This window comes from Echinicola pacifica DSM 19836 (assembly GCF_000373245.1).
Lineage (GTDB): Bacteria > Bacteroidota > Bacteroidia > Cytophagales > Cyclobacteriaceae > Echinicola > Echinicola pacifica.
The window spans coordinates 13,453-30,770 of record NZ_KB890758.1 but is presented as its reverse complement, the minus strand read 5'-3'; the positions used below and the strand labels follow the sequence as shown (position 1 = coordinate 30,770).

Here is a 17,318-nt window from a genome sequence, read left to right as displayed (position 1 = left end):
GTTAGTTGGTTTTCTTCAGTAGTTTGGTTTTTAAAAAAGCAATATCCTTACCATTTATTACTACAATTCTCAAAAAGACTAAATATAGTAGTATAAATACTGCGGAATTTATAATAATTCCTATCAGGATACTTTCAGGAGAATAAACCATCTGAAGTCCCCAGACGCCAGCACTGCCGACCAGGGCTCCCATCAAAGAGGGAACAAAGCCCCTGAAGAAGATGCGGACGCTATTTAGTTTTAGCACCTTAGGGATATAATAGAAATAGAAGAAAGCCATCTGGATAAGCATATAGATAAGGTAGCCGATGACGGCCGCACCCACACCCAATTCCTCTGCATATATGGCGGTGTAGGGGAGAGAGATCAAACAGCCCAAAGCCGCGGAGATCACAAGCACCTTGGTCTTGCCGGAGGACAAAACCATACTGGCCACCGGGGTATTATGCATGGACAATAGGACGGTCAGCAGCCATATAATTAGCCATAGGGTCAATGCGGAATATTCAGGTCCCATATATAAGGTGAGCAATCCATCCGCATTGATGATCAGTAGGAATACGACTAAGGACAGGAAAATGGAGATATATCGGGTGGCTTCAAATACCAGTTTATCCATTTTCTCGAGGTCATTGTCGGCATGCGCCTTGGAGGCGGAAGGTAATAATACCTGTAGGAAGATACTTCCAAAGGACATGATGAGATTAGCAATCGTCTGGATGACCCGGTAGTCGGTGAGCACATCTATGCCTGAGGCATATTTGGCCAGAAGGATGGGACGCAGCTCCTTAGCAGAAAACTGAAATAAACCCATGGCAAATATCGCGATACTATAATGTAAAATCTGCCTAAAGGCTTTGCCATCCCACCTAGGCCAAAGTAATTCCTTTCTTGGTAGCGGATAGACTTTCAGCTTCCATACATAAAAGGGAATGACAGCCATCAAAGAAAGGGTATAAAATAAGAAGTAAATCTCCAATGACCACTTCAGCTGAATGGCGGCAAATGCAAATACAAAGTTCAGAATGCTGCTGATGACCGTGACGCGATTTACATAGCCCAGCTCATCCTTAGCGCTTAGGAGCTGGACCACCACATTGGACAGCCAGTTGAATATGGTGCTCGCAGCGAGCACATACATCATGATCCTATAGGTGTCCACCTGATCTGCGCGGATATTGAAAAACTGGGGGCCGTAATCTGCCATGAGGACAAAGACTAGCGTATTGACCAGCCCTATCAGTCCATAAAATACCATGCTGGAGCGGGAGGCAGAAGCAATTTTCTCATGCTTTCCTTTGGATTCCCATTGGGCAAAGAACCTAACGGAGCCCACATTCATGCCCAGATCCATTAATCTTAAGTAGGCATTCAGGGAGAAGGCCAGGGCGATAAGTCCATAGTCGGCCTTGCCGTAATAGCCCACCAGCATAGGGATGGTCACAAATTTTGCCACCGCATCGATCACCTTGGCCAATATGCCCCAAACGGAACCTGAAAATATCTTTTTTACCGATGACTGTTCTGCCATTACTTTTGAATAAAGTCTGTTTTAACGTTCAAATTTTTCCTATGCACCTCCCATGCTGGAATCCAGCAGGAGAAGGTGGAGACTGTAAATTCAGGTTTAATATTCCGGGCAATTGTACCTTGTCCTATTCGATCAAAGTCTTATAACGACTTAAAATCTCATTTCTCTGCTATCACTCCCTCCCTAAAACATCATTCGGGTCAAATTTCCTTCCCCAATATGGCAATAGGCGGTCTCGCTAAGCTCTAAAAATACACTTTGACAAAGCTTGTTTTAGGCTTAGCAATCATAGTGCTAAAAATTCATATTTTTGGTAATAGTCCCTAAATACCTGATCGTTTTTTCAAGAAAAAATACGTTTATTTGATCTATTAATAAAAATAGGTAAGTTTTTTGATAAGAACCCAAACATGGAAAATATACTAATTATAGGGGCATTCGACAGGTACAATTATGGTGACCTACTTTTTCCAATTATTTTGAAGGAAAAACTTGCCCAAAAGAACCCCCAGCTGAATTTTCGCTTTTTTGGACTAGTGTCTAGTGACCTTTCCGAGGTGGGGGGACTGCCTACAGAGGATATTAAGGCTTTCTATGAGGCCTGCGAAAATAAATCGGGACGGAATCATGTGATCGTGGCTGGAGGGGAAGCCCTAGGGGTGACCTGGCATTCTTTGCTAGCTGCTCTCAATAAGTCTTACCAAAAAATACATCGGTACCGTTTCCGCTTATCAAGGATATTTGATTTAAATGCCTTTGGCAAAATGATGCTAAAAGGTAAAACCACGCTTCCATTTTTATTTTCCAAGCAGGATTTTCCCGCTGTTGATTCGGTCATTCTTAATTCTCTCGGAGGCTCAGGAATCAAAGCTGAGTTTTTCGATACCTATACCTTTGCGAAGCAAAAGCTCCAAGAGGTGGATTATTTGGCGGTAAGGGACCAGGTGACCGTGGATAACCTAAAAGATAATGGTCTGGAAGCCAGTCTTTTTCCGGACTGCGCCATACTGATGTCGGAGTTTTATCCAAACAAGGTTTTGGAGCAAAGGGTAAGCCCGGAGGTGAGAGAGTACGTGGCAAAGCACCGTGGTAATTATCTTTACTTCCAGATCAACCGAAAAAATACGCTGGGCAAGGAGGCGTTGATCGCCCGTGAGCTGGACCAAATAGCCCAGGAGACGGAATTATGCCTCTGTCCGATCGGTAAGGCACTGGATCATGATGATCATATCGCCCTAGCGGAAGTTCGTGGCCTATTGAAAAGCGAGAGTCAGTATTTCGATGCCGATTCCATCTGGGATATCATGTACCTCATCGCCAATGCCCGATGCTACGCCGGAACCAGTCTGCATGGCGCCATCACCGCCATGAGCTATGCCGTGCCTCATGTAGGGCTGAAAGTCGAAAAACTGAATGCCTACCTGGGTACCTGGGGGGTGGATGGAAATAATTTTGGGGTGGATTTTGACCGACTTTCCCATCAATTTCAACAGGCAACAGCCATTGATCCGGTGGTTTATGAGCAGGCAAGATTATATCAAATTGCCAAAATCAATCAAGCATTTGAGGCTATCGAGACTATTATTTATAAATAATCCTAAGGGAGAAAGTACTGGATCTGTAAGAGAGCTGCTTTCCCCAGTATGGTAAAATATTCTACAGATGGAGGGTAAAGAACCTAGTATGGTTTCTTTGCCCTCTTTTTTTTCTGCCTCAGCCTTTTTACTTCTTTTCTTATATTTTATAATTATTCCATTAAATTTTTAGTATTAAAATACCTGTTTGGTAAAAATTGCAATAATACCAGTTAATAATGGTATAAGTTTTGAATAGGCTTGAGCACTTGTATATAAGGGTCAACATATTTTAACCCACAGCCTATGAAAACATTAACCAAACCACTATTATTTGGCAGCTTACTCTTTTTGGTTCATACCGTGGAAGCAGAAGCAAGTCCATTAGCCCCGATTTTTGGAACGGGCAAGATCAGCCATCAGCAGCTTTTAGAAGAAAGCGCTCGCACCAGACAGGATACCATCCCTGCGGACAGTCTTCCCAAGCCCAAGCTCGCTGCTCCAGTGATGGAGCAGGCCGAAAAAGCCGATAAGACGGTGACAGGGACGGTGCTAGATCAGGAAGGAGCTAGCCTTCCCGGGGCCACCATTAAGCTGAAGGGACAAGACCAGGGAACCATTACCGATGAAAATGGCAAGTTCACCCTGAGTATTCCTGAGGGAATGGCCAAGCCAATATTGACCGTATCTTTTATTGGTTTTGATGAAAAAGAGGTTCCTCTGGGAAACAAGAGTTCTGTCGAGATCACCATGGCCAGCTCAGAAGAGGAGCTGGAGGAGATAGTGGTGATTGGTTATGGCTCTGCTCGGAAGGCGGACCTGACTGGCTCCATAGCCCAGGTAAGCACCGAGGAGCTAAATGCCTATCCCACCACAAATATCGCTCAGGCGCTTTCTGGAAGGGCTTCGGGGGTGCAGGTGGTCCAGGGTGATGGCGCTCCTGGCGGAGGTATTTCGGTGAGGATTAGGGGGAGTAATTCCATTCAGGGGAATAATGATCCACTCTATGTGATAGATGGATTCCCCTATTCTGGAAGTCCTACCAACCTCAATAATGCGGATATTGCCAGCATCGAGGTGCTAAAAGACGCCTCTGCCACGGCTATATACGGTTCGCGGGGAGCCAATGGAGTGGTGCTGATTACCACCAAGGGCGGCGTACCGTCTCCCACCACCGTGGAGATCGAGAGCTATTATAGCAGCCAGGAATTACGGAAAAAACTTCCACTAATGAATGGCCGGCAATATGCCCAAATGATGAACCTCCAAGCCGAAAATGATGGCCTGGCGCCTTACTTCAGCGATGCCGATATTGCAGGATTTGGCGCGGGAACAGACTGGCAGGATCAGGTATTCAGAAAGGCTCCCATACTCTCCAACTCAGTTCGGGTATCAGGAGGTAACGAAACGACCCGGTTTTCATTAGGTGGTAGCATGTTTGATCAGCAGGGGATCATCGAGGGAAGTGATTATAAGCGATATGCCTTCCAGTCTTCCATTCACCATGCCCTCAGCGATAAGATAAGTGTGGACTTTAACACCAATATGACGAAATTAACCACCAATCGGCGGGATAGTGATGGGGGTGCCAGAGGAAATTCGATGATAGGCGCGGCATTGGTAGCTTCACCGCTTTCTAGCCCTTACCAAAGTGACGGTTCTCTCAGTATTCTTTCTCAGGATTTCCCCTTCGTATCTCCTGATATTATAAATCCGCTAAACTATATCCAGGAGCAATATAATGAGGTCAATGCTAATATCGTCCTAGCCAATGCCGCAGTGGAGTATAAGCCAATTTCGAAATTAAGCATTAAAATATCTGGTGGGGTGGAGAATAGAGATGACCGAACAGATAATTACTATACCACCCGTTTTCTGAATAGTAATGGGCAGGCCACGGTCAACACCCGTCAATATACCTCATTACTCAATGAAAATACGATTACCTATAGTGACACGGTAAATGAGAAGCATAAATTTGAAGTCCTGGCGGGGATGACCTATCAGGATTTTACGACTCGCTTCCTGGCTGGTGGCGGGACGGGTTTTTCCTCTGATTTATTTGAAACGGATAATTTAGGTGCCGCCAATACCCCCGGCATACCCAGCTCAGGCTATGCGAAGTCGGCCTTGATATCTTATCTGGGCAGGGCAAATTATAATTTTGCTGATAAGTACTTTTTTACCGCTACCTATAGGGCTGATGGCTCTTCCCGCTACAGTGAAGGCAATAAATGGGGACATTTCCCCTCTGCTGCCCTAGCCTGGAGGGTTTCGCAGGAAGGGTTTATGCAGAACCAATCCGCGATCTCCGAGCTAAAGATTCGTACCAGTTGGGGCCTAACAGGAAGCCAAGCCATCGATCCTTATAGTACCTTAAACCGACTATTCCCCGGCTATACCGTATTTGGGGATGAGCTTTTCAGCACTTTTGCCCCCAGCTCCCTATTACCTGGCGACCTAAAATGGGAAACCACAGAGCAGTATGATGTAGGACTGGACATCGGTCTCTTGCAGGGGAGGATCATGCTTGGGGCTGACTTTTATATCAAGAACACCAAGGATCTTCTGAGCACCGTGAGGCTGCCGAGTTCCTATGGATATACCAGCACCATCGCCAATGTGGGAGAAGTTCAGAACAAAGGGATGGAATATAGCTTGGATGCGATTATTCTCAATAAGGACTTTTATTGGACCATGAAGGGGAATATATCCTTCAACCGCAATGAGGTGGTTTCTCTGTATGGAGATGAGTCCATTTTGACCAATTATATCAATGTGGTCACCGTGGCGGATAATTTCTCCATCCTCGAGGAGGGTCGGCCTATTGGGCAGTTTTGGGGATATAAGGAAGATGGATATACAGATGAGGGCAATATCCAGTATGTGGATGTAAATAATGATGGGCAAATCTCCGAAGCGGATAAGATGGCCATTGGAGATCCCAATCCTGACTATTACTTCGGCATCAACTCAAATATGAGCTATAAAAACTTCACTTTGGACGTGTTTTTTCAAGGTTCTAAGGGGAATGATATTTTCAATGTGAGTTCGATCACCAGTACCATGGATTACGGTCAGGGGCTCAATATGCCCGTGGAGGTGCTGGACAATCACTGGACTCCGCAGAATACCAATGCAAAATACCCGCAGATCAGTAGAAATACAGATGTGAGAGTTTCGGACAGGTTTGTGGAGGATGGATCATATGTTAGGTTGAAAAATATCCAGCTGGCCTATGACTTTATGTTTCCACAGTCCACTTGGATCAGCAATCTCAAGCTGTATATAAGTGGTCAAAACCTACTGACCTTCACCAACTATAGCTGGTGGGATCCAGAGGTCAATAGTAAAGGAGGCGATACCAGCATGGGGATAGACCACTATACTTACCCCATCCCAAAATCCTATACTGTGGGCATTAGAGCCACTTTTTGATACTCACCTAAAGAACTGATAATCATGAAAAAATTCAATCAACACTATATAAAGAGCGCCGGGCTCTTAGCGCTCGCTGCCCTCACTTCCGGAGTATTATTTACCAGCTGTGACGATAGGCTGGAGGAGCAGCCAAAGACGGTGGTCGCAGAAAACTATTACCAGACGGTGGATGAGATAGAGACCGCCACCAATGCTATCTATAGTCCGCTACGATCGGTAAGGTCGGAGCAGGTGGCAGTGCTAAGTGCGCACACGGACTGGGGATATGGACGTGGCAGCCGTGCCCAGTACAATGACTTCAATGGGCTCAATGCCACCAATGCCAATGCCGCCGCACAGCGATGGAGACAGTTTTATGAGGGGATCAGAAATGCCAATTTGGTGCTCTTCTATAGCGTCGCCAATGGGCTGGATTCTGAGGTAAAGGTACAAGAACTAATGGGGGAGGCATATTTCCTGAGAGCCTTGACCTATTTTGACTTGGTGAGAAACTGGGGAGGAGTGCCCCTGAGAATCACTGAAAATATGGAAGAGGTAAATGTCAGCCGAGCCACAGAGGAGCAGGTCTATGAGCAGATCCTTGCAGACCTTGAGCTTGCCGAGCAGCAGCTGCCTGAAACTGCGGCGATTGCTGGAAAACCCAGCGTCTGGGCCGCCAAGGCCCTATTGGCAGATGTCTATCTAGAACTGGAAAATTACGCTTTGGCAGCCACAAAGGCACAGGAAATAATGAATTCCACTCAGTTTTCACTAGTGAAAATCACCAGCGTGGAGGACCTGCAGTGGAAGCTGTTTGGGCCAGATTTGGTAAGTAGCCCGGAGGAGGTCTTCTCCTTTAAGTTTACCCGACAGACTGGACAAGGAAATGGACTGCCATGGATCATGAATCATCCAAGCACGGGATTATATAATTTTGGCGGAGCTTATGCTCATTATGGAGACGCAGCCAACCCATTCTACGGTGAGTGGGAAGAGGGAGATCTGCGGAAGCAGCTATGGCAACAGGTGGATTTTGGTCTCGGAAGTACCACGCTGGTGAATGGCAAATATGTGGAACCCAACGCCGTGGATAATACCGGAGCCGGAAATGATCTGCCCATTTATCGATATGCTGAAGTGCTGCTGATCTTTGCAGAGGCGGAAGCGAGAGCCACTATGGCCATTTCTCCCGAGGCCGCAGAAGCGTATAATCAGGTGCTGCGCAGAGCTTATGGCCTTGACCCTACCATCGCTTCTGACAGAGATATCGTTGGAAGCCTGTTGGGGCTTGACGAGTTTTACGATTTGATCCTTCAGCAGAAAGCCTATGAGCTACAGTTTGAGGGAAAAAGGTGGCTAGACCTCAAGAGGACGGGAAGAGCTCAGGAATTTATAGGAAAAAATAAAGGAATCACCATTGCCGAAAAGCATTACCTGTGGCCCATCCCTCAGGATGAATTGAACTATAACCAAGCCATGGACGATACCGATCAAAATCCAGGATACTGATGATTGGCGGAGGCAGTCAAAGTATAAATAGAGTAGAGTAAAAAGGAGCGATAAGCTCCTTTTTTTTTTGAGGCTGCCGTAAAGTTGTCGCTAGTAGTATACTATATCGAATGAAATTTATTTCTCAGGAACTAATCTCTGCTTATAGAGGGGGCGAGAATTGAAAGTGACTTTTTTCTGTGTTCAATTCAGACCTCCACTCGTTTCCCAAGGCGGATGGGTCTCCCAGCCTTCCAGATTTTCTCTCTGGAGGAAGATTTTTATTTAAATGCGGTATTGGGAAAATTCGATTTTGGGTGAATAGTATTCCTTCCTGAAATTCACTATCGCCATTTCCATGAGCGATTTGCCCAGGTGATTTTGATTGTCCCTCTCCATATACACCGAATACCAGCAAGGAAGAGGCGGATTTTGCTGAAAATTATCCTGAGATACATCCTTTTTACCCCTAAACACACCCCTCAGCACCCATGCGGATAAATTAGCCTCCTGAAATCTAACCCAGGATGACCATGAAAAACAGGATTCAAAGCAAATTATCAAGCATAACTTTCACCCTATTACTGGCTAGCATCGCTGCGAATATTAGCAGAGAATATGAATTTTTTTGGTGTCGTAGGGATGGATTTTTTTGGCCTAAGCCTGGGCGCTTATCCTATATACTGTACAAGTCTAGCTAGTGGAGGAGTTCATTTTCTTCATTCATCAAATCATACTAAGCGAATTACCTAATAGTTAACATAAACCTATTTTCATGAAACAAATAATTACTAAAGTAAGGACCCCATTGCGGGGATTGCTACTGTGCTTCGTTCTGGGATATAGCTATATCCTTCCGGCCATGGCGCAGCAGATGCAGATTTCCGGGACCATCAAAGATGGGACCACGGAGGAGTTGATTCCTGGAGTGAGCGTATTGAGGAAGGGGACTTCCACGGGGACGGTGTCTGATATTGATGGTAAATATACCATTGCTGCGGAGCAGGGAGACACCCTGATGTTTAGCTATCTCGGCATGCAGCCAATCAGCCGTGTGGCCAATGCATCGGTGATCGATGTGATCATGCAAGCCGAGGATATCGGGCTGGATGAGGTGGTCGTGATCGGCTATGGCACCACCACCAAGGCCAAAATGGTGGGTGCGGTGTCCAGTCTGGGAAAAGAAAAATTGGAAGAAACGCCCTTCTATAATGTAGGTTCCTCCCTCCAGGGCCAGGTGCCGGGGTTGGTGGTGCAGAATAACGGTGGAGGCCCGGGAAGCAGCCCCAATATATCCATTAGGGGGGCAGGAAGTCCCTTATATGTGATCGATGGGGTCATCACCACCGAGCAGGATTTCAATACCCTAAACTCCAATGATATAGAAACCATCAGCTTCCTGAAGGATGCAGCCGCCACCGCGGTATATGGATCCAAGGCGGGTAATGGCATCGTCCTGGTCACCACTAGAAGGGGTCAGGAAGGTAAAATAAATGTCAATTATTCCTATAATTATCAGATGAGTCAGCCTACCGTATTACCGGGAATGTTGAATTCTTACGAGTATGCCTTAATACAAAATCAAGCCAACGCCTATGATGGAACGCCCGCGACGTACACCAGTGAGCAGCTGGAAATCATCCGCAACCATGGCGACCTCGATACTTATCCGGATAATAACTGGCCCGATCTGACGCTTAAGAATTTTGCTCCTGAGCAGCGACATAATCTATCGCTTAATGGCGGCAGCAAGCGTACCAACTACTTCGTATCGCTGGGATATGCCGACCAGGGGGGGATCCTGAAAGAAGATGTGGTCAACTATAACCGTCTCAATATCAGGTCGAATGTGGTCTCTAAGTTTGAGGAGATAGGTCTTGAAGTAGGGATGAATATCAATGCTAGTTTTGAGAATTACCAGGAACCTTCCGCAGGAATGTACAGCATCTGGCGAGCGGTAAATCAAAATACCAACCCAATGTACCGTGCCTATAATGAAGACGGCACCCTTGCCGGTGGAGGGAATGGAGATCATCCTCTGGCGCTCACCAGCCCTGATGCGGGGTATAATAAAAACAGAGATAAGTTTATCAATACCCAGCTTTCGCTGAATTGGGCCGTGCCCCAGGTGGAAGGCCTGAAGTTTGGTGCCATGGCCAATTATCGTAATGGCGATGGATGGGGTAAACTTTGGGAAAAGAATGTGCCACTATATATGCAGGATGGCTCGGTCATGAATCAGCCTCCTCCGCAGCTCACCGTGGCTTCTTACTATAACCAACGGGTGTATTTCGAGACCAGCGCCAATTATCAGCGTACCTTTGGGCTGCATGGGGTGGATGCCACTTTCGTCTATAACCTCAATACCAATCGCATGGAGGATATGTCTGCTTTCAGAAGGGGCTACCTTTCTGGCGCGGTGGATCAGCTCTTTGCCGGTCCTGCCGATGGCAAGGATAATAACGGTACAGAAGCCGAAGGGGCCAATGCCGGCTATGTGATGCGTGTAAAATATGACTTCAACTATAAGTATATCCTGGAGTTTAGTGGCCGGTATGATGGCAATGATAATTTTGCGCCTGAACAAAGATGGGGCTTTTTCCCCGCCTTATCCGCCGCTTGGAATGTGACCGATGAGCCCTTTATGAAAAACCTTAGCAATAGAAATATTGTGAATGACCTCAAACTGCGAGTGTCTTATGGGGAAACAGGAATCACCCAGGGCGTCAATAGATTTGGCTATATCCCGGTCTATAACCTTGAACCCAATGCCTATAACATCGGAGGAAACCTGGTAAATGGCTATTCTGAAGGAGATTTGGTAAATCCGCTGGAACTCACCTGGTACACCAGAAGGTCCCTGAATTATGGTGTGGACTTCTCCTCCCTGGGAGGAAAATTGACCGGTACCTTTGAATATTTTTATTACCGCACCACAGGATTTCTGGTAAGCCCAAAAGATATCTATGCCCTGCCATTGGGAAAAGATCTGCCGCAGATCAAGTCAAACTCCGCACAACGAAGAGCAGGGTTTGAGCTGTCGATGAATTACCGTGGACAGCTGGGAGCGCTGAAATATGAGATTGGTGGTAATTACTCCTATTTCAATCAGCTCTGGGAGCAGTTGGATACCGAGAATGAAGCGACCCTCATGAATCCCTATATCAGAGAAACACACCGTACAGATTACTGGGGTGGAGGAGCGGTATTAGTGACGGAAGGGCTCTATCAGACCGAGGAGGAAATCCTAAATAATCCACGCCTGCTCAGTTCCACCGCCACCCAGCAGGGAGATATCAAATATACTGACGCCAATGGTGATGGGAAAATCGATGAGCAGGACAAGCGCACCGTAGGCCTGCCTTCCTTACCTCATGGCACCTATGGGCTAAACTTCTCCTTGAAGTATAAGGGATGGTCTATGAACGGCCTCTTCCAAGGCACTGGCGACCGCTACCTGGCCTTTGATAATTTTATGATTGTGGAAGCCAAACGCCGGACTTACCAGTTCCAACAGGACTATTGGACAGAGGATAATCCCAATTCCTTATTTCCCAGAGTCTCCCATATCGAGCAGATCAACGGGGGAAATAATAGTAATGCTACCTATCCCTCAGACTACTACCTGAAGAATGCCAAGTATTTCCGATTGAGAAATCTTCAGGTTGGCTATGACCTTAAGCATTCTTTGCTAGACGGGGTGGACTGGGTTTCCAACTGCCGGATATTCGTCAATGGCACCAATTTATTCACCATTTCTCCAGTAATGGATTACTTCGATCCAGAGCAGGCAGAGACGGGAAGTGGCGTGCAGACTTATGGCTATCCGGTGCAGAGAACCTTCGCGGTAGGTCTTAATGTAGGGTTTTAATAAATAAATAGATCAAAATGACTAGATATATAATAGTACTGTTTTTGTCGGCCATCTGCTTTAGCAGCTGCAATGACGATTTGTTGGATACCAAGCCTCTGGACAAATACACGGAGCTCGATGTGTGGAATGATGTCAACCTTGCTCAAGGTTTCATTTATAATACCTATGCCTCGGTGATACCTGAATTGATGGTCAACCCTGGCGACCCCCAGTCTCGGTTTGGAGGAATTGGCAATGATGACTTTACCGATAATGTACTGACTCGTCAGTCCAATAATATCGCCAAGGACCTCATCGATAAGTATTTTGATGCGGGATGGTCCACCAATAATTCTTATTATTTCTTCGGCAAGGCCCCACTGGGAAACAAGGCGCCCGTGAAGCAAAATTCCTTTGAGGTCATCAGAGATTGTAATCTGATCATCGAGCAGGTGCAGGCTTCCGAAGGGATCCCTGCAAACCTCAAGCCGGGCCTAATAGCCCAGGGTAAGATGCTGCGCGCATTGATGTATTTCTCCAAAGCGAGGATATTTGGTAAATATATCATTGTGGATAAGGTGCTGACACCAGAGGATGATCTGGAGCTACCCAGGTCTGCGACGATCAAGGATACTTATGATTTTATCGTCAATGACCTGCAGGAAGCGGCGGTGGACCTGCCATCAGCAGGAGCGGCCGAGAAAGGACAGCTGACGCAAGGTGCTGCCTATGCGATGCTCGCTGAGGTGGCCTTACATGGAGCCGCCTATATAGAGACAGGCCAGCAGGAATATTACCAGATCGCTAAGCAGGCCAGTGAAGATCTCTTCGGTCTTGGCTATGCCCTGGACGCTGATTATGATGCCTTATTCAATGATTTTGACCATGCTTTTGCCTCGGAGGAAATTATCCTTGGCCAGTTTAAGAATATCAATGCTACCTGGTGTCAGCAGACCCTGATGCAGGGTTTGGTGCCTAATATGGAGGTGTCTGCCACCACCGGGAATCCCGGCCTGAAGGAGTCCTTTTTGGGATGGACAGAAATATGGCCCACCCATGACCTCATTGCCGATTACCTCGTGGCAGATGTGGACGGTACAGCCAAGCGATGGGATGAAACTTCCTATTTCCAGGACTTTCAGTCCAATGGAGGGTACCTTTCTGAGGCAATCTATAATGAAGCACGAGACGATCGCTTTGAGGCATCCATCCTCTATGATTCCACGTACCTGTTTTCCAATCTAGTCACCACCAGGGTAGGGGGGAATCTCTACTATACCGAAAGTACCAAAGGAACCAACAGGTCCACCCCTTCAGGGTATTTTATGAAGAAATTCATCTATGATATTCCCGGCTTTAAGGCTGACCTGCATTCTTCTTACGCTCAGGCCCTTGCCAGGCTGGGGAGGTCTTACCTGAATTATGCAGAGGTGATGCTCAGACTAAATGACATTGCCACCGCGGTGGAATATATAAATAAAACACGTGTGGAGCATGGTGGCCTGCCAGCCTTATCTGCCGGGATCTCTCTGGAAGAAGCCTGGGAGTATTATAAAATCGAAAGAAGGGTGGAGCTCTTCTTCGAGAATGACCGCTACTGGTCCCTGCTCCGTTGGGGACTGGAAGAAGGAGGAAATGTGATCCCTGAATTGAATGATAAGCAATATAAGTTCTTTGAAATCTCTGAAGATGGCAAAGCCTTCGAAATCAAAAATGTATTCCTCAACGCCGCCAATCACAAAAAACGCTTTTCTCCTAGAAGGTATTTATTTCCTGTGCCAGAAAATGAGAGAGTGCTAAATCAAAATTTGGATCAAAACCCTGGATGGTAAACCACTATAGACATGAGAAATCTTATAATATACATTAGCCTATTTTGTGCCATATCTATGGCCTTCTCCTCTTGTCTGGAAGCAGGCCTGGAGGAACTCCCTTCTTTTGAGGAGGCGGATATCAATAATTTTAGGTTTGAATACCGATGGATCAATGCGGAGGGAAATTATCCTCAGCTGAATGTAGAAGGAATAGATACGAAGCTATCCATTGATGTGGAGGCCGGGACCATGGCCTGCGTATTGACGGTGCCTGCGGCAAATCAGGATTTTCCCGAAGCGATCAGAAATCAGGTTAGCCTGACCAGTCTGGCGGGTTTTGCAGATATATCAACTGCAGCCACGATCAGGCCGATCGAGGGAAGTCCCAAATTGGGAGAAATCGCTGATTTTTCTGCCGGTCCTTACCAGTATGAAATCACCGCCGCCAATGGAAGCAAAAAAATCTGGACGCTGGAAATTACCAGTTTCACCAAGTAATTCTTTTGGTGCTGTAAGGCCGCCGCTCCCTTCCGGGAAGGCGGCCTTTATTCTCACCCTCTCCAAATCCAAAATAGACCTTAGCACAATTGTACCATGAAAAGAAGAAAGTTTTTTAAGCAAACTGCCGGGGCAGGATTGCTATCCGGTCTTTTGCCACTCAGCATCCGTGTAAATGATGATCCTGTAAACCTGGGAAAGCGAAGCAATGACCACTGGGAGCAGATGGGCAAGGGCAAAATAGGCATTCCCAAAAGACAAAAGACCGTCCAATATGATGTGGCCGTAATCGGGGCTGGCATGGCAGGAATCAGTGCTGCTGTGGCCTCCGCAAGGAATGGTGCCAAAACGGTCCTCATCAATGATCGGCCCGTGCTGGGGGGAAATGCAAGTAGCGAAATCCGGGTGACCGTAAATGGTGTGCAATCCCTGCAAAACAAGCATCGTGTGGAAAGAGAAACAGGGATCATCGAGGAGATGCTCATTGACAATTGGTACTTCAACCCCCAGGAAAGCTATCCTGTATGGGACCATGTGGTCTATGATTATGTCAGCCAGCAGTCCAATTTGGATATTATGCTCAATACTCAGGCGATAGATGCGGTGATGCATGATTCGGGAACGATCAAAAGTGCCATCTGCTGGCAGCTGACCACCGAGACGGCCTTTACCATAAATGCCAAATACTTCATCGACTGCTCAGGGGATGGCTTGCTCGCCGCCACTGCGGGTGCCGAATACCGCACCGGCAGAGAGGCTAGATCAGAGTTTGATGAGTCCTTTGCTCCGGAAGTGGCCGATGGCTGGCAGATGGGAGCCACCCTGATGATGATCACCAAGGATATGGAAAAACCCATGCCTTATTATCCTCCCTCATTTATGATCCCTTATCAGGCAGAAAAAGCCCATGATCGTAAAATCAACCAGTTCAAAGAAGGATACTGGTGGGTGGAGCTGGGCAGTGATGATGACATCATCGCAGATCAGGAAACCAATCGCCATAAGCTCATGGGCTATATGCATGGAGTATGGAATTATATCAAGAATTCAGGGGAATTTCCTGAAGCCGATAACCTGGTGCTGGACTGGGTAGGATCCCTGCCCGGTAGAAGGGAGTCGCGCCGATTTATGGGTGACTATATTCTTACCCAAAAAGACATGGAGACTTATAAGCATTTCGAAGATGCCATCGGATATGGTGGATGGTCTCTGGATGAGCACAATCCCGGAGGAATAGAAAACCTCAGCGAGCCACCTAGTTATTTTCATGATCGCTTTAATAAGCCCTATGAGGTGCCTTTCAGGAGTTTATACAGCAAAAACATCAAAAATCTAATGTTTGCAGGGCGGAATGTGAGTGTGACGCATATTGCGCTGAGCTCCACACGGATCCAGGGCACCTGCGCACTGATGGGCCAGGCGGTGGGCACCGCAGCAGCCTTATGTCTGAGTCATCAGCTTAGCCCTAGGATGCTGGCGCAAAATAATATCGACCTCCTACAAGAGCAGCTGCTACGAGACGATGTCTATATTCCCAACCGCCCTTCGCGTGACCCTAAGGACCTGGCTCGCCAATGTCAGGTGATCTTTGGCGATAGCACCGCCACCGGAGATGCCAAACTACTGCTGGACGGAATATCTCGGGATGAGATCGACCAGATACACCACTGGAGCTCCTCGTCCAAGCCGGCTCAGCTGCAATTGGAATGGCTCGAAGCTCAACCAATAAGTGAGGTGCTGATCAAGGCGGATACCAACCTGCAGCGGAAAATAATGATGCATAAAAACCCAGATAAAAATGAGGAACAGATCCTTGCCGTCCCACCAGAATTGGTAAGGGAACTAGTGCTGGAAGCTAGGGTCGCTGGGGCCTGGAAGGAAATCGCACAGCTTAGCGATAACCGCAGGAGGATGATAAAGCTGTCCTTTGCACCCGTGCAGACCAGCGCCCTGCGCATAAAATTTAAGGACACCTGGGGTGCTGACCAAGTCAAGATATACGAGGTAAGATGCTATTCATAAGATCCGTCATTTTAGTTATAATTTCATTCTGGGGCTCAGCACCAGGGCAATGGACCGATGCTGCTGGGCCTGATATCAAGACGATCGCCGTGACAGTGGATCATCCTGCCCTGGAGGATGGCCCTGAGGAGATGAGCCTGAGGCAGGTGTTTGAAGGGGGCGCATCCTCCTATTTCTTCCTGGAGGTGGAGTCCGTCCTTTGTGCCGATCATATATGCAAGGTGGTCCCCGTGCGATTGTTTTGGGATAATTATGGTCGGTATAAGCGCTATGAATTGGAGCCAGGGGTGGAGCTGGAGAAGGGCGAGGGATTACCTTTTGAGAAGGAGGATTATGAGCAGCTGGACCGGATCCTGGCCAATGAGGAATCGGCCTTGCGGGAGCTATCCTACGCCGACATCACTCAGACCAAAGTGCATGGAGAGGTGGACGCCATGTCTGGAGCCACCGCTCTCATCCTTTCTGATCAGGAATCAATAGAAGGTGCCACCTGGACCTGCTTTACGCTTTGGCACTGGGTGCATGGGGAGATGAAAAACAAGATCAGAGAGGCTTATGCACTTACGCTGGAGCAGCGCCAGCTCAGAGAAATGTTAGACTCTAAGGAGGAGGAAATGAAATTGTTTGCTTATGAATCACTTGCGTATCGGGAAGATCTGGAGGAGGATACAGAGTGGGCCCTGCTTGCTCAGGCGCCCCGATTGACCTTGGAGGAGGCTAGAATCATCTGCACTGCACAAGCGAAGTGGCCCCTAGATTTTCGGGTGCAGCTATCCCAATCGCTGCTCACCAATCCCGCAGAAGCGGTGAGGCTGATAAGTTTGGAAACCATAGATAAGAATGAACAGGAGGAGGAATTTAAACCTCTATTATTTGATCATCTCGAGACTATCAGCTCTTTACCTGAGGCAGACAAGGTCCTTAATATCTTGGGGAGATATGGCCCACTAATGTCCACTGAGGTGGATGCGATGCAAGAAATCCTAAAAGAGAAAGATTTGCTGATCACCCGTCGGCTGTTTTACTTTTTGCAAAACCAAAAATTATCAGCCAGCCAACAATCAGTGATGGATGATTTCTATCGTCAAAATTCCCATTATTTATAGTAAACCAACGTA

9 protein-coding genes are annotated in these 17,318 nt (G+C 47.1%); 8 read left to right on the top strand and 1 reads right to left on the bottom strand.

The annotated features are described in order from the left end of the window. Position 1: 1 nt before the first annotated feature. Complete coding sequence (locus B050_RS0119835) at positions 2-1,531, bottom strand: lipopolysaccharide biosynthesis protein (protein WP_018475706.1); 1,530 nt, start codon at positions 1,529-1,531, stop codon at positions 2-4. A 410-nt stretch (positions 1,532-1,941) separates the two neighbouring features. Between B050_RS0119835 and B050_RS0119830 the strand changes: the two genes are divergently transcribed. The 8 genes from B050_RS0119830 to B050_RS0119785 all read left to right on the top strand — a co-directional run bounded on the left by B050_RS0119830 (position 1,942) and on the right by B050_RS0119785 (position 17,306). Further along, complete coding sequence (locus tag B050_RS0119830; protein WP_018475705.1) at positions 1,942-3,126, top strand: polysaccharide pyruvyl transferase family protein; 1,185 nt, start codon at positions 1,942-1,944, stop codon at positions 3,124-3,126. A 285-nt stretch (positions 3,127-3,411) separates the two neighbouring features. Beyond that, complete coding sequence (locus B050_RS0119825) at positions 3,412-6,543, top strand: SusC/RagA family TonB-linked outer membrane protein (protein ID WP_018475704.1); 3,132 nt, start codon at positions 3,412-3,414, stop codon at positions 6,541-6,543. Between the two features lie 24 nt (positions 6,544-6,567). Then, positions 6,568-8,034, top strand: coding sequence for a RagB/SusD family nutrient uptake outer membrane protein (locus B050_RS0119820; RefSeq protein WP_018475703.1), 1,467 nt, complete (start codon positions 6,568-6,570; stop codon positions 8,032-8,034). 754 nt (positions 8,035-8,788) lie between these two features. Then, complete coding sequence (locus B050_RS22710) at positions 8,789-11,884, top strand: SusC/RagA family TonB-linked outer membrane protein (RefSeq protein ID WP_044203117.1); 3,096 nt, start codon at positions 8,789-8,791, stop codon at positions 11,882-11,884. Between the two features lie 17 nt (positions 11,885-11,901). After that, a complete protein-coding gene (locus B050_RS0119800; RefSeq protein ID WP_044203115.1) occupies positions 11,902-13,698 on the top strand; it encodes a RagB/SusD family nutrient uptake outer membrane protein in 1,797 nt (598 codons plus the stop codon). A gap of 12 nt (positions 13,699-13,710) precedes the next feature. Next, positions 13,711-14,178, top strand: coding sequence for a DUF5018-related domain-containing protein (locus B050_RS0119795; RefSeq protein ID WP_026236040.1), 468 nt, complete (start codon positions 13,711-13,713; stop codon positions 14,176-14,178). Positions 14,179-14,274: 96 nt separating this feature from the next. After that, positions 14,275-16,200, top strand: coding sequence for an FAD-dependent oxidoreductase (locus tag B050_RS0119790; protein WP_018475698.1), 1,926 nt, complete (start codon positions 14,275-14,277; stop codon positions 16,198-16,200). Further along, positions 16,188-17,306, top strand: a complete 1,119-nt coding sequence (locus B050_RS0119785) for a hypothetical protein (protein WP_018475697.1) — start codon at positions 16,188-16,190, stop codon at positions 17,304-17,306. Before B050_RS0119790 ends, B050_RS0119785 begins: the two co-directional genes overlap by 13 nt. The last annotated feature ends 12 nt before the right edge of the window (positions 17,307-17,318 follow it).